13 protein-coding genes are annotated in these 13,226 nt (G+C 71.3%); 9 read left to right on the top strand and 4 right to left on the bottom strand.

The window, feature by feature from the left end; all coding sequences use genetic code 11:
• Window positions 1–30: 30 nt before the first annotated feature.
• Window positions 31–1,101, bottom strand: coding sequence for a hypothetical protein (locus JAO81_RS11660; protein ID WP_199547727.1), 1,071 nt, complete (start codon window positions 1,099–1,101; stop codon window positions 31–33).
• A gap of 144 nt (window positions 1,102–1,245) precedes the next feature.
• Here JAO81_RS11660 and JAO81_RS11655 point away from each other — a divergent pair, with 144 nt between their 5' ends.
• From JAO81_RS11655 to JAO81_RS11640, 4 genes are all read left to right on the top strand, one after another.
• On the top strand, window positions 1,246–1,698 hold the full coding sequence (locus tag JAO81_RS11655) for a DUF4442 domain-containing protein (protein ID WP_199547726.1): 453 nt from the start codon (window positions 1,246–1,248) through the stop codon (window positions 1,696–1,698).
• Between the two features lie 291 nt (window positions 1,699–1,989).
• The gene (locus tag JAO81_RS11650) at window positions 1,990–4,533 is read left to right on the top strand and encodes a beta-glucosidase (protein ID WP_199547725.1); all 2,544 of its coding nucleotides are present in this window, start codon (window positions 1,990–1,992) and stop codon (window positions 4,531–4,533) included.
• Window positions 4,530–6,155: a carboxylesterase/lipase family protein gene (locus JAO81_RS11645; RefSeq protein WP_233415234.1), complete on the top strand. Its 1,626-nt coding sequence runs from the start codon at window positions 4,530–4,532 to the stop codon at window positions 6,153–6,155. Before JAO81_RS11650 ends, JAO81_RS11645 begins: the two co-directional genes overlap by 4 nt.
• Window positions 6,156–6,252: 97 nt before the next feature.
• A complete protein-coding gene (locus tag JAO81_RS11640; RefSeq protein ID WP_199547724.1) occupies window positions 6,253–6,873 on the top strand; it encodes a DedA family protein in 621 nt (206 codons plus the stop codon).
• Window positions 6,874–6,944: 71 nt separating this feature from the next.
• Here the strand turns inward: JAO81_RS11640 and JAO81_RS11635 are convergent, their stop codons facing one another.
• Complete coding sequence (locus JAO81_RS11635) at window positions 6,945–7,538, bottom strand: MBL fold metallo-hydrolase (protein WP_199547723.1); 594 nt, start codon at window positions 7,536–7,538, stop codon at window positions 6,945–6,947.
• Window positions 7,539–7,619: 81 nt separating this feature from the next.
• On the opposite strand from JAO81_RS11635, the gene JAO81_RS11630 reads away from it, so the two are divergent.
• Window positions 7,620–8,573: a GlxA family transcriptional regulator gene (locus tag JAO81_RS11630; RefSeq protein WP_199547722.1), complete on the top strand. Its 954-nt coding sequence runs from the start codon at window positions 7,620–7,622 to the stop codon at window positions 8,571–8,573.
• A 45-nt stretch (window positions 8,574–8,618) separates the two neighbouring features.
• On the opposite strand, the gene JAO81_RS11625 is transcribed toward JAO81_RS11630, so the two are convergent.
• Entirely contained in the window at window positions 8,619–9,158 is a 540-nt protein-coding gene (locus JAO81_RS11625) for a gamma carbonic anhydrase family protein (protein ID WP_199547721.1), read from the bottom strand.
• Between the two features lie 103 nt (window positions 9,159–9,261).
• Between JAO81_RS11625 and JAO81_RS11620 the strand changes: the two genes are divergently transcribed.
• Window positions 9,262–10,050: an acyltransferase gene (locus JAO81_RS11620; protein WP_199547720.1), complete on the top strand. Its 789-nt coding sequence runs from the start codon at window positions 9,262–9,264 to the stop codon at window positions 10,048–10,050.
• Window positions 10,051–10,074: 24 nt separating this feature from the next.
• Here JAO81_RS11620 and JAO81_RS11615 read toward each other — a convergent pair whose 3' ends face one another.
• On the bottom strand, window positions 10,075–10,941 hold the full coding sequence (locus tag JAO81_RS11615; protein ID WP_199547719.1) for a DMT family transporter: 867 nt from the start codon (window positions 10,939–10,941) through the stop codon (window positions 10,075–10,077).
• 132 nt (window positions 10,942–11,073) lie between these two features.
• Here JAO81_RS11615 and JAO81_RS11610 point away from each other — a divergent pair, with 132 nt between their 5' ends.
• The 3 genes from JAO81_RS11610 to JAO81_RS11600 form a co-directional block, all read left to right on the top strand.
• The gene (locus JAO81_RS11610) at window positions 11,074–11,646 is read left to right on the top strand and encodes a helix-turn-helix domain-containing protein (protein ID WP_199547718.1); all 573 of its coding nucleotides are present in this window, start codon (window positions 11,074–11,076) and stop codon (window positions 11,644–11,646) included.
• A 32-nt stretch (window positions 11,647–11,678) separates the two neighbouring features.
• The gene (locus JAO81_RS11605) at window positions 11,679–12,245 is read left to right on the top strand and encodes a YbaK/EbsC family protein (protein ID WP_199547717.1); all 567 of its coding nucleotides are present in this window, start codon (window positions 11,679–11,681) and stop codon (window positions 12,243–12,245) included.
• Window positions 12,242–13,226 (top strand): M28 family peptidase (locus JAO81_RS11600; protein ID WP_199547716.1); only part of this gene is annotated, 985 nt, incomplete at its 3' end. The genes JAO81_RS11605 and JAO81_RS11600, both read left to right, overlap by 4 nt.

Genomic DNA, 13,226 nt, shown 5'->3' with positions numbered 1-13,226 from the left:
GAGGGGCATGCGCGGACGCGGTGGCGTGGATCAGTCGGTCTCGGTGGGGTCGCCCGCGAGGCGGACCGTCCCCAGGATCTTCATGATCGTCTCGTCGGGCAGTTCGCCGTCCACGCCCGTGGGCGCGTGCAGGCTCCAGGAGACGAAGTCATCCGCCGAGTTCTTGAACCCGAAGGTGATCGCCTTGCCGTCCGAGGCGCACTTGCCCTTGTCCGGCGTGTTCTTCGAACGGGCCCAGCCGTAGGCGCCCTTGACGCCGGAGGTGGTGGTGAACGGCGTGCCCTTCTTGTCCCACGTCATGCTCTTCTTGTCCGGCTGCGTGTAGCCGCCGTACACCCACCGGGGCGCGTCGCTGAGGATGATGTCGTCGAAGTTCTTGGCGCCGTTGGAGCCCTTGGTGCCGGCCGTGGCAAGCGGCGTGGAGTCCTTCTTGCCGTCCTTGTCGTCATCCGCCTCGCACCAGGTCTTCTTGAAGTACGCGGGTGCGGACATGATGATCAGCGGCGCGATCTCGTCGGGCTTCTTCACGTCCTCGAAGCCCACCATCATCGAGGGAGAGTCGACCTCCCAATCCGCCGGTACGTCGAAGGCCGTGCCCCGCTTGGGGTTGACGACGACCTTCCAGCCGGGGATCACCGGGTCGATGGTGGAGCCGGTGCCGCGCGGATTCTCCTCCTCGGATGCCGAGGGGGACGGGCTCTTCGGTGCGGAGGAGGTCTTCTCCCCGCCCTTGGCGGTGTCCGACTTCTTGTCGTCGTCCTTGCCGAGCACGAGGTAGCCGGTGACACCTGCCGCGACCACCACGGCCGTCGCCGCGATGATCGCGACGAGCTTGGTGCGGTCACCGCCACCGCTGCCACCGCCCTGCGGCGGCTGAGGGCCGCCGGCCAGGCTCGGGGCGTTCCACGCCTCCGGTCCCGGCTGCTGGTAGCCCTGCTGCTCACCGGTCTGCGGATAGCCCGGCTGCTGGTAGGGGTTCGGCTGCTGGAACCCCGGCTGCTGATAGGGATTCGGCTGCTGGTACCCCGGCTGCTGGTACGGATTCTGGTTGGCGTCCTGCGGGTTCTGCTCGCCCCCGGGCGGCTGCTGTCCTGGCCACATGGCGCCTAACGATAGAGGGGTGGTCCAGGGGTGGCCACGGCCGCCCCCGATTGTGACGAGCTCGGCACACAGCACACCGTTACGCCCGACTGTGCGGAAGAAGGGTATGGTCAAGCACGCTTACCGGTCGGTAACATCCGGTTCATGAGCACAGAGCAGATGTCGATCGGCGAGATGCTCGCCGCGACCGTCCCGATGGCACGCACCCTGAACCTCGAGTTCGGCGAGACAAGCCCCGAGCGGGCCGTGGTCTCGCTGCCGGACCAGGGCGACTTCCACAACCACGTCGGCGGTCCGCACGCCGGCGCGATGTTCACGCTGGGGGAGTCCGCCAGCGGGGCGATCGTGCTCGCCGCCTTCGGCGACCAGCTCTCGCGTGCGGTGCCGCTCGCCGTGCGCGCCGACATCGCGTACAAGAAGCTCGCCATGGGGCCGGTCAAGGCCACCGCGACGCTGGGCCGCCCGGTGGCGGACGTCATCGCCGAGCTCGACGAGGGCAAGCGCCCCGAGTTCCCCGTCGCGATCGAGATCCAGCGCGAAGACGGCGCCGTCACGGGCGAGATGACCGTGGTCTGGACTCTGCGCCCCAACAGCTGAAGCGGCTGAAACTCTTCAACACCTGAACACAGGCTCCCTCCAGGTGGCCTCTCCGCACCAACGCGCCCGCTGCATTCCACCCCGCAGCGGGCGCGTTTTCGGTTTTCCGTTCATCTCATTGACACGAGTCAGTGACGGTCATACGTTTCCCGGCGTAACCCGTGGTGTCTGACGGCTCGTCAACTCTCCCTTGTCGCATAGTGCGTCTATTGCGTTCAAAGAGCGAACGCCGAATGCCCGTTGGCACGTGTACATGCACCGCCTTTTCGCGTACAGAAGGAGTGACGGCTCATGCCCGCAAGTGCCTCGACCGCCGGTGGACCGACGGACGCCGCGCTCACCGAAGGCCCTGCCCGCCCGCCTGTCTCGCGCCGCCGTGCCCTGCGCCTGTTCGGTACCGCGGTCGCCGTGGCCACCGCCGCGACCGCCGGTGTCGCGGTGCCCCCCCACGCGGCGGGCGCCGCCCGCGGCCCCGGCCGCCCCGCGGGCCCGCGGGTGGAAGCCCTGATCGCCCGGCTCACCCTCGACGAGAAGATCTCGCTGCTGCACGGCGCCGAAGACCCCAGAGCCCTCGGTCAGGCCGGCTACATCCCGGGTGTGCCCCGCCTCGGCATCCCCGAGCTGCGCCTGGCCGACGGTCCCGCGGGTGTCCGCGTCAAGGAACCGGCCACCGCGCTGCCCGCCCCGGTGCTGCTCGCCTCCACCTTCGACCCCTCCCTTGCCCGCGCCTACGGCAAGGTCATCGGCCGCGAGGGCCGTGCGCTCGGCCAGGATGTGCTGCTCTCGCCGATGTGCAACCTGATCCGCACCCCGTACGCGGGCCGGAATTTCGAGACCTTCGGTGAGGACCCGCTGCTCAGTGCGGACATGGTCTCCGAGGAGATCCGGGGCATCCAGGGCGAGGGTCTCGTCGCGACGGTGAAGCACTTCGCGATGAACAATCAGGAGAAGGACCGCAACACGATCGACGTGTACGCGGACGAACAGACCATGCACGAGACCGAGCTGCGCGCCTTCGAGGCCGCCATCGCCGCCGGGGCGGGCTCCGTCATGGGTGCGTACAACAAGGTCAACGGCACCTTCGCCTGTGAGAGCAAGGAACTGCTCGCCGACATCCTGCGCGAGCGGTGGGGCTTCGACGGGTGGGTGATGACCGACTGGTTCGCCGCGCACAGCACCGTCGCGTCGATCACCGCCGGTCTCGACATGGAGATGCCCGGCGGGATCTACTTCGGCGACGCCCTGAAGAAGGCCGTCCGGGGCGGCAGCGTGCCCGAGTCCGCCGTCGACCGTTCCGTGCGCCGGTTGCTCTCCGTGATGGACCGCTTCGGGCTCCTCGACGGCTCCATCGGCCCGCGTCCGGCCCGCGACGCCAAGGCGGGCGCCCGTACCGCCCTGGAGATCGCCAAGGCCGGAGCCACCCTGCTGCACAACCGCCGCGGCACCCTTCCGCTGCAGGGCCACGCGGCCCGCAGCATCGCGGTCATCGGCCCGACCGGCAAGCAGCCCTTCGTCAGCGGTGGCGGCAGCGCCCATGTCATTCCCGACCACGCCGACACCCCGCTCGACGCGATCCGCGCCCGGGCCGGACGCGGCGCGCGGATCTCGTACGCCATGGGCGAGGACCTGTACGGCAAGGCGCTCCCCGAGGGCGCGCTCACCCCGGGGTTCGACTCCGAGGGGCAGGGGGTCGCGGCCGGTGCGACATGGACGTACGACGGGACGCTCGACGTCGACGAGGCCGGGGAGTGGACCTTCGTGATCCACTACTCCGGCGCCGAGCGGCCCAAGGTGCATCTGGACGGCGAGGAGCTGTTCCCGCTCGCTCCGGGCGTCGGGGAGTTCTTCTCCGGCGGACTGATCAACGCCGCGCCCGACGGACTCTCCGTGCGCCGCAGGACCCTGGACGTCGCCGAGGGCGGACGCCGTCTGACGATCACCGCCAAGGGCGGCGACAAGGGCCAGATCTTCCGTATCCGCAGAGTGACCGCCGCGACCCGGGCGCAGGACGTCGCCGAGGCGGTACGGGCCGCGCGCCGGGCGCACAGTGTGGTGCTCTTCGCGTACGAGGACGCCACCGAGGGCATGGACCGCACGACCATCGCGCTGCCCGGGCACCAGGAGGCGCTGATCAAGGCCGTCGCGGCGGTCAATCCGCGTACGGCAGTCGTTCTGAACACGTCCTCGGCGACCTCGATGCCGTGGCTGGCGCGGACCGGTGCGGTGCTGCAGATGTACTACCCGGGCCAGGAGGGCGCCGCCGCCACCACCGCGGTCCTCTTCGGGGACTGCGACCCGGGCGGCCGGCTCACCCAGACCTTCCCGCTCGACGACGCCACCCACCCGACGGCCGGCGACCCGGTTCGCTACCCGGGTGTGAACGGGCGCCAGGAGTACACCGAGGGCGTGCACATCGGATACCGGTGGTACGCGGCCGAGGAGAAGCGGTCCCTGTTCCCCTTCGGGCACGGACTCTCGTACACGTCGTTCCACTACAGCGAGCTCGATGTGCGCGAGGAGGACGGGGGGCTCGACGTGAGCTTCACCGTGCGCAACACGGGGCGGCGCGCCGGAGTCGATGTCGCCCAGGTGTATGTCGGGCCCTCGCGCGAACTCTCCGTCGAGCAGGCGGAGTTGGCGCTCGCCGGCTACCGCAGGCTCACGCTGCGGGCGGGGGAGCGGCGCCGGGTCACCGTCAAGGTGGCGCGGCGGTCGCTGTCCTCGTGGGACAGCAAGCGGCACGACTGGGTGCTCGGTACCGGGCGGCGCGCGGTGCAGGTCGGCGCCTCGGCCGGCGATCTGCGGCTGCGGACCGTGGCGAAGGTGGGGCGATGACGATGGGGATGTCCGCGATACGCAGGCGAGTCGGCCTCTTCGTCGCGGCGGTGCTCGCGGCGGGCACCCCGGTGCTCGCCGCCGGTCCCGCCCAGGCCCGCGCGGACCACGACACGGTGGTGCACACCACCGGCGGCCTGATCCGCGGCGAACGCACAGAAGCGGGACGGCAGTTCCTCGGCATCACCTACGCCGAGCCGCCCGTCGGCCGGCTGCGGTGGAAGGAACCGCAGCCGGTGCGCCCGTGGCTCGGTGTCCGTGACGCGACCTCGTTCGGCAACCGTTGTGTGCAGGGCGCGAGTTGGGACCCGGGCTACGAGCGGCCGAGCCTCACCGAGAACTGTCTCGACGTCAATGTGTACGTGCCCGAGGTGCCCAAGTCGTCCGAGTCCAAGCGCCCGCTGCCCGTGATGGTCTGGCTGCACGGCGGCGGACTCACCGCGGGCGCCGGCGCGGACATCGTGCCCGACGAGTTCGCCGAGCGGACCGGAACGGTCGTCGTGACGGTCAACTACCGCCTCGGAGCGCTGGGTTTCCTCGCCACCCAAGGTCTCGACGGCGAGGCGGGCGACGGGGTCTCCGGCAACTTCGGGATGCAGGACCAGCAGCTGGCGCTGCGCTGGGTGCAGTCCAACATCGTCCGCTTCGGCGGCGATCCGGGCCGGGTGACCATCGCGGGCGAATCCGCCGGCGGCGGTTCGGTGTGCAATCAGCTCGCCTCGCCGACCGCGAAGGGTCTCTACCGGGCGGCCATCATCCAGAGCGGCGCGTACAACGACTGCGCGGCCCGCACGCGGGACAAGGCCGTGGAGGAAGGTGCGGCGTTCGCCAGGAAGGCGGGCTGCCCGGACCCGGCGACCGCACTCGCCTGTCTGCGCGGGAAGTCGGCGCAGGAGATCTTCACCGCGCAGGCCGGCTTCGGCTGGGCCGCCGTCGTGGGCGGGACGTTCCTGCCGCGGCAGCCCACCCAGGCCTTCGCCTCGGGTGCCGCGGCCGGGATCCCGGTGATGAACGGCGCCAATCAGGACGAGGGCCGGATGTTCGCCTTCGCCCAGTACGACGTCACCGGCAACCCGCTGACCGCCGAGCGGTACCCGAAGGCACTGGAGCAGCTCTTCGGCCCGAAGCTCGCCCCCGAGGTCGAACGCCGCTATCCGCTCGGCGACTTCCCCTCGCCGACGATCGCGTACGGCACCGCGCTCGGCGATCAGCTGATGGCCTGTACGGCGCTGCGGCTCGACCGGACGCTCGCCGGACGCGGCAAGGTCTACGCGTACGAGTTCGCGGACCGCACCTCGCCGCCGTTCGCCTCCCTGCGCAAGCTCGGGACGGACTTCCCCTTCGGCGCGACCCACGTCAACGAAGTGCAGTACCTGTTCAAGCACTTCGGGCTGACCACTCCGCTGGACGATCAACAGCGGGTCCTTGCGCGGCAGATGGTGCAGTACTGGGGCTCCTTCATCCACGGATCCCCGCCGCGCGCCCAGGGCGGGCCGGTCATGCCGCACACCGAGGGCCGGGTCCTGAGCCTGCGCACCGCGTCGGCCGGCGGGCTCGCGGTGAGTGCGTCGGTCGACGAGGACCATCTGTGTGACCTCTGGGACGCGGCCCCCACCGCGTGATCCAGTAGCCTGCCCGGCGGCCCACCCGGGTCCGATATGACCGGACCGGGGGGGAGTGTGCCGCCGGGCAGATGCACATGGACCGGAGGGAACGGGCTTGCAGGAGTGGCTCGCGTCCGTCCCCGCGATCGCCGTCTACCTCCTGGTCGGGACGATCCTGCTGGTGGAGAGCATCGGCATCCCGCTGCCCGGCGGAGTCATCCTCGTCTCCGCGGCACTGCTCGCTTCGCAGTACGGCGAGATCGACCCGTGGCTGCTCGCCGCAGGAGCGGCCGTGGGCGCGGCATCGGGCGCGTTCTGCGGATTCGCGCTCGGGCGGCGCGGTGGGCGTCCGCTCCTGGAGCGGCTCGGCCGGCGCTTTCCCCGTCGCTTCGGACCGGCCCAAGTCGCCGCCGCCGAGCGGTCGTTGCGTACGTGGGGCGTGTGGGCCGTTCTGTTCGGGCGCTTCGTCGCCGTGCTGCGGATCTTCACCGGGCCGGTGGCGGGCGTCCTGCGCATGCCGTACTGGCAGTTCGCCCCGGCGAACGCGTGCGGCGCGGTGCTCTGGGCGGGCGTGACGACCGGGGTGGTCTACCACCTGGGCCTGGCCGCAGGGAGCTGGCTCACGCGCTTCTCGCTGGCGGGCCTCGCGCTCGGGGCGCTGCTCGCCTGCTGCGCGGTGTGGAGCGTACGGAGAAGGCGACGCCCTCCGGCGCCGGACGCCGCCTCCGCCGACTGAGGCCGATCCTGCCGGCTGACGCGGCCCCCACCAACTCGCGCCGCCCCGCGGGCTGACGCCGCTCCCACCCGCTAACGCACCACGGTCTCCTGCGACTTGAACGCCCCGCCGTGCCCGGGCACGATCACGTCGGCCGCGGCCAGCACGCGCTCACGAGAGGCGCTGAGCAGCTCGCGGTCCGGGGCCACGGGGTCGTCCGCCGGGCCGTCCACGTGCCACCACAGGTCGCCGGCGAAGGCCACCACTCCCGTATCCGTGCCCGCGAGGAGCGTGATGTCCTCGGCGCTGTGCCCGGGGGTGCGGATCAGCCGGAGCGACGCGGTGAGTTCATGGCCTTCCGCGTCACGGTTGCGCCACTGGTCGCCGCGGTACTCCACCTTGTGGTCGTGCACGAGGGCCCGGCCGAACAGGCCGACGTTCATGGTGTTGTCCGGGTGGTGGTGGCTGAGGACCACATCGGTGATGTCCTCGGGACCCAGGCCCAGTTCGGCGAGCGGACCGAGTATGTCGTTCCGGTCCGCGACCATCCCGGGGTCGAAGATCACATGCCGGTCCCCGTCGTTCACGTAGGAGACGGTCGCGGCGACTCCGGGCCCGGTGGAGCCCACATAGCCGGTGGTCAGGATCGTGTACGAGGCGCTGCGGCCACGCGGTGCGTCTGTCATGGCCCCAACTCTGCCGGGCCGTGAGGCCGTGCACGAGTGGCATCAATGCCAGCGATCGCAGGAAACGTGCCACACTGCGGCATGCCTGCCTTCCGTACCGTCGCCGCCTATGTCCCGCCCGGCGCGGGCCTGCTCGCCGTCGGCATCGTCGGTGAGGTGTTCGGCCCGCACGGCCCGGAGTTGCCGGGCTTCGACTTCGTCCTGTGTGCGGACCGGCCTGGTCAGGTCCGTACCGATGTCGGCGTGCCGATCGCGGTCGAGCACGGTCTCGAGCGGCTGGCCGGCGCCGACTTGGTGCTCGCCCTGCCCGGCGCCGAGTTCCGCACACCCCCCGATCCCGCCGTACGGGAGGCCCTGCGCGCCGCGTACGGACGGGGCGCCGTGGTGGCCGCGCACTGTGTCGGCGCGTTCACGCTGGCCGCGGCCGGGTTGCTCAACGGCCTTCGGGTGACCACGCATTGGCGGTTCGCCGGGCTGCTCGCCGAGCGCCACCCGGAGGTCGACGTCGACGCCGCGGCGCTCTACGTGGACGAAGGGCAGGTCATCACCGGCGCGGGAGCCGCCGCCGGGTTCGATCTGTGTCTGCATCTGCTGCGGCGGGAGTTCGGCGCCACGCTGGCGAACGCGGTCGCCCGGGACATGGTGCTGCCCTCGCACCGGGACGGCGGACAGGCCCAGTACCTGGCCGCTCCCGTTCCCGAGGACGGTGAGGACGAGCGGCTCGCCGAAGTGCTCGGCTGGGCGCGGGCGCATCTTCATCAGCCGCTCCCCGTGGCCGAGTTGGCGCGCCGCGCGGTGATGAGCCGGCGCACCTTCGCCCGCCGTTTCACCGCCGCGACCGGCAGCACTCCGCACGCCTGGCTGCGGGACCTGCGGCTCGGGCGCGCGGAGGAGCTCCTGGAGTCGACGGACCTTCCCGTCGAGCAGATCGCCCACCAGGTGGGCTACTCGAGCGCGGCGGTCCTGCGTGAACAGTTCGTCCGACGGCGTGGAGTGCCGCCGCGCTCGTATCGCCGCTCCTTCGGCACCACTTGAAGCGGGAAGGGGCCGGGTCGCGGCGCGAAGGAAGGCCGCCGGGCGTTACGCCTCGCGCTCCTCGTGCGCGGCGCGGTGCGCCTTCGCCAGCTCGGTGTACATCGCCGCGTTGAGCTTGATGCCCTCGCGCTCCTCCTCGGTCAGCGGCCGGCGCACCTTCGCCGGTACGCCCGCGACCAGCGAACCCGGCGGCACCTGCATGCCCTGCGGTACGAGGGCCTGGGCCGCGACCAGGGAACCGGCGCCGATCACCGCGCCGTTGAGCACCGTCGCGCCCATGCCGATGAGGCAGTCGTCCTCGACCGTGCAGCCGTGCACCGTCGCGTTGTGGCCCACCGAGACCCGGTCGCCGATGGTGACGGGGAAGCCGGGGTCGACATGGACCGTGCAGTTGTCCTGGATGTTGCTGTCCGTGCCGAGCACGATCGGTCCGCAGTCCGCGCGGAGCACCGCGTGGTACCAGATGCTGGAACCCGCCTTGAGAGTCACCTCACCCATGGCGACGGACGTCGGGGCGGCGAAGGCCTCCGGATCCACCTCGGGGTTCTTGCCGCCGACCCCTGCGATCAACGCGCGCTCTGCCATGCCGTGCTCCTTGTTGCTCAAGTCGTGATGCGCCCAGGGGAACGGTAAGCGAAGGCCGCGCTTCGGCCTCGGGGTGGGGTGAAGATCACAGGTCGCGCCTCTCATGCCCGGGGGCGCGCATGAGTACGGTGTGCGGGTGCCGAACAGGAACACGTTCTCATCGCTGGCCGCGGCCCGCCGTCGCCTGGTCACGCGTACCGTGCACGCCGGCTGGCGCTGGGTGCAGCGGTCGGGAGCCGTCACGGCCGAACGGCCCGGCAAGCTGAAGTTCCGCAGCATCGGGACCGACACCAAGCTGGCCTTCCCGCAGGGCACCGTGTTCGGCGAGCCCTGGATCGAACTCGGCAACCACTGCATCGTCGGTGAACAGGTCACCCTGACGGCCGGTCTGATGCCCGATCTCGACCTCGGCCCGGACCCGATCCTGCGTATCGGCGACGGTGTCGTCCTGGGCCGCGGCAGCCATGTCATCGCCGATACGACGGTGACGATCGGCGCCGACTGCTATTTCGGCCCGTATGTCTACGTCACGTCCACGAACCACAGTTACGACGATCCGCAGGAACCCGTCGGCAAGCAGTGGCCGCGGATGGAGCCCGTCGAGATCGGGCCCGGCTGCTGGATCGGCACCGGCGCGGTGATCCTGCCGGGCGCACGGCTCGGCCGCAATGTCGTCGTGGCGGCGGGTGCGGTCGTCCGCGGAGACGTACCGGACGCGGGGGGGGGGGCCGGCGCGGCGCCCCGTGTCGTGCGGCGGGGGGACGCCGCGGCCGGCCGGCAGCCGCCGCTGCGCACGCCCCCGCCGGTGCCGATTCCGGCGGGGATGACCTCCGAGGAGCTTCTTGCGCTCGCGGAGTGGGTCGACGAGGAGCCCGACGCCGGGGTCCGTTGACCGACCGCTCGTCACCGGAGCCGGTCAACCGCTCGCCAGCATCACCGTGCCGACCAGCGCGAGCCCCGCACCCGCGGCCTGCACCGCACGCAGCCGCTCCTTGAGCACACCCCGCGCGGCGAGCGCCGTGATCACCGGGTAGAGCGAGGCGAGCACGGCCGCGACCGTCACCGGACCGTTCTGCGCGGCGATCGAGTACGTACCGTTGGCGGCCACATCGGCCAGACCCACGAAGGCCAGTGCCGGGAACGCGGACCACAGCATCCGGATGCCTGCGCCGCGCGGCAGGACCTCCATGCCCCGCCGGTGTGCGACGTACAGAGCGGCGCCTCCGGCCAGGACGTTGGACACCCGCTGGATGAACAGGGCGAGGAACAGGCCGGTGAGTGTCGTGGAGGCCTCGGCGATGAGAGCCATCACCGCACCGAAACCGAACGCCGCGAGCAGGGTCAGGAAGAGGGCCTGCCGCTGCACGGGAGCGCCTCGGAACTGCGGTCCGCCCGCGAGCACGATCCCGACGACGGCCACCGCGATCCCTCCGTACTGGAGCAGCCCGGGCCGCTCGCCGAGCACGAGCCCGACGCCGACCGGCACCGCGACCCCCACCGAACCGAGCGGGGAGACCACACCCATCGGGCCGAGCGCGAGGGCCTTGTAGAAGGAGAGCATCGCCACCGGTCCGACCAGTCCGGCCGCGACCGCGAACCACAGCTGCGGGCCCCACTCGCTCCAGCCGCCGGTCGCGATCACGACCGCGCCGAGCACCACGACCGCGATCGTCTGCGAGGCGACCACCACCGTGAGGGCGGGGATCCGTCGGGTCAGCAGTCCGCCGCCGAAGTCGGCGAGACCCCAGAGCACGCTGGTGGCCAGGGCGAACAGTGCTGTCATGACGGACCTCGCAGTACAGTGTGTTGAACGATTCGGTGCACCACACCGTAGTTCAATGAACTGGACCATGTCATCCAAAATATTGGACTCCGGGGGCATGGTGGTGGCCGCGACCGCGGATTAGGGACGGGAATGTCGGATCTCGATCAGCTCACCCAGTCGCTCGCGCGCAATCTCAAGCGCTGGCGCGGCGAGCGGGGTTACACGCTCGACGCGCTCGCCGCCCGCGCGGGCGTCAGCCGCGGCATGATCATCCAGATCGAGCAGGCCCGTACGAACCCGAGCGTCGGCACCACGGTCAAGCTGGCCGACGCGCTCGGCGTCTCCATCACCACCCTGCTCGACTATGAGCAGGGCCCGCAGGTGCGCGTCGTGTCCGAGGACCAAGTCGTACGGATGTGGTCGACGGACGCGGGCAGTCACACCAAGCTCCTGGTCGGCACGGAGGTGCGCGGTCCGTTCGAGTTGTGGGACTGGCTGCTCATGCCCGGCGACGAGAGCGCGTCGGACCCGCACCCGTCCGGCACCGTCGAACTCATCCATGTCACCGCCGGTGAGCTCACCCTCGTCGTCGACGGCGCCCCGCACGCCGTACCGGCCGGATCCTCCGCCTCCTTCGAGGCCAACGTCGCGCACGTGTACCGCAACGCAGGGGACGTACCGGTGGAGATGACCATGGCCGTCCAGATCCCGCCGGCCAACTGACCTTGTCCGCGGACGGCTGTTAACTTGCCGTCATGCGTGCACCGATCGGCAACTTCGACAACGCCCGTCCCGTCCCCGACTGCCTCGACGAACTGACCGCCCCGGTCGCCGACGCCGTACGGCACTGGCGCGGCACCGTGCCCACCGAGCAGTTCCTGTACGTGGACACCGATCCGGCGATCGCCGACACCGCCGTATTCGTGGAGCACTACGGGGCGAGCCTGCTCGACCAGTCCGCGAACTGCGTGGTGGTCACGAGCAAGCGCGGCGGCGAGAGCTCGCCGGCCGCGTGCGTGGTCCTCTCGCGGACGCGGGTCGATGTCAACGGTGTGGTGCGGCGTCAACTCGGGGCCCGCAAAGCCTCGTTCGCACCGATGGACCTCGCGACCGGCGAGACCGGGATGGAGTACGGCGGGATCACCCCGGTCGGACTCCCGGCCGACTGGCCGCTGTTGGTCGACGCGGCCGTCGTCGACACCCCGTACGTGCTGATCGGCAGCGGGCGGCGGCGCGGCAAGCTGATCGTGCCGGGCAAGGCCTTCGCCGAGCTGCCCGGCGCGGTCGTCGTGGACGGCCTGGGGGTCGAACAGCCGTCATGAGCCAGTGGCCGCCCCCCGAGGAGATGCTGGAGTGGCTCCGTACGATCGTGCCGCGCGGCGCCAGGCGCCCCGGGTATCCGGCGGACGCCTGGACCGAGCAGTGGGCGGCGCGCAAGCTGCGCGCCTACGGCCTCGATGTCGCGCTCGAACCGGTGCGGGTGCCCCGCTGGGTGCCGCGCTCGGCCGAACTCACCGTCCGCCGCGACGGCCAGGAGGCCTCGGAGCACGGTGAGTTGAGGGTCGAGGGATTCCCGCTGCCGTTCACCGCACCCAGCCGCGGCACCACCGCGCCCCTGGTGCGCCTCGCCGACGCTCCCGCTCATCCCGGCGCCCTCGCCGTCGACGAGCTGCGGCTCACCGAACTGCCCCAGGCGTACGTCCGCTCGCTCGCGACCTCCTCGTACGACCCGGAAGGCGTCTTCGACACCCTGGTGCAGACGCTGCCGTTCGGGCCCCGGCTCAACCAGGTGGTGGAGCCGGCGCTCGCCGCCAAGTCGGCCGGATATGTGGGGGCGTTGGACTTCCCCTGGGAGACACGCGACTACTACGTCCCCTACGACGCCGTCGAGCGGCCCATCCCCGGTCTGTGGCTGCGGCCCTCGGACACCCGCCGGGTGCTCGACCTCATGGACAAGGGCCCCTGCACCGGCACGCTCACCAGCGGCTCCCGGCTCACGGACGCGCTGAGCCACAACGTCGTGGCCACTTTGCCGGGTGCTTCCGACCACTGGGTGATCATCGCCTCGCACCACGACGCCCCGTGGGCCTCCGCCGTCGAGGACGGCACCGGGATCGCGCTGGTGCTCGCCGCCGCGCGCCACTGGGCCGGCGTTCCACGCGAACAGCGGCCGCACAACCTGCTGTTCCTGCTCACCGCCGGGCATATGGCCCACGCCGCCGGCACCCGGGCGTTCATCGACAGCCACCGGGACCTGCTGCCGGACGTCGCGGTCCCCCTGGGACTCGGGGGCGCGGCCCCCT

Origin of the sequence: Streptomyces sp. N35 (assembly GCF_016464295.1) — a bacterium.
Taxonomy (GTDB): Bacteria; Actinomycetota; Actinomycetes; order Streptomycetales; family Streptomycetaceae; genus Streptomyces.
This window is presented reverse-complemented; position numbering and strand designations above follow the sequence as displayed.

Coding starts and splice junctions, on each gene's coding strand:
- JAO81_RS11660 (WP_199547727.1), bottom strand. CDS start 1,101: ATGTGGCCAGGACAGCAGCCGCCCGGGGGCGAGCAGAACCCGCAGGAC.
- JAO81_RS11655 (WP_199547726.1), top strand. CDS start 1,246: ATGAGCACAGAGCAGATGTCGATCGGCGAGATGCTCGCCGCGACCGTC.
- JAO81_RS11650 (WP_199547725.1), top strand. CDS start 1,990: ATGCCCGCAAGTGCCTCGACCGCCGGTGGACCGACGGACGCCGCGCTC.
- JAO81_RS11645 (WP_233415234.1), top strand. CDS start 4,530: ATGACGATGGGGATGTCCGCGATACGCAGGCGAGTCGGCCTCTTCGTC.
- JAO81_RS11635 (WP_199547723.1), bottom strand. CDS start 7,538: ATGACAGACGCACCGCGTGGCCGCAGCGCCTCGTACACGATCCTGACC.
- JAO81_RS11630 (WP_199547722.1), top strand. CDS start 7,620: ATGCCTGCCTTCCGTACCGTCGCCGCCTATGTCCCGCCCGGCGCGGGC.
- JAO81_RS11625 (WP_199547721.1), bottom strand. CDS start 9,158: ATGGCAGAGCGCGCGTTGATCGCAGGGGTCGGCGGCAAGAACCCCGAG.
- JAO81_RS11620 (WP_199547720.1), top strand. CDS start 9,262: ATGCCCGGGGGCGCGCATGAGTACGGTGTGCGGGTGCCGAACAGGAAC.
- JAO81_RS11615 (WP_199547719.1), bottom strand. CDS start 10,941: ATGACAGCACTGTTCGCCCTGGCCACCAGCGTGCTCTGGGGTCTCGCC.
- JAO81_RS11610 (WP_199547718.1), top strand. CDS start 11,074: ATGTCGGATCTCGATCAGCTCACCCAGTCGCTCGCGCGCAATCTCAAG.
- JAO81_RS11605 (WP_199547717.1), top strand. CDS start 11,679: ATGCGTGCACCGATCGGCAACTTCGACAACGCCCGTCCCGTCCCCGAC.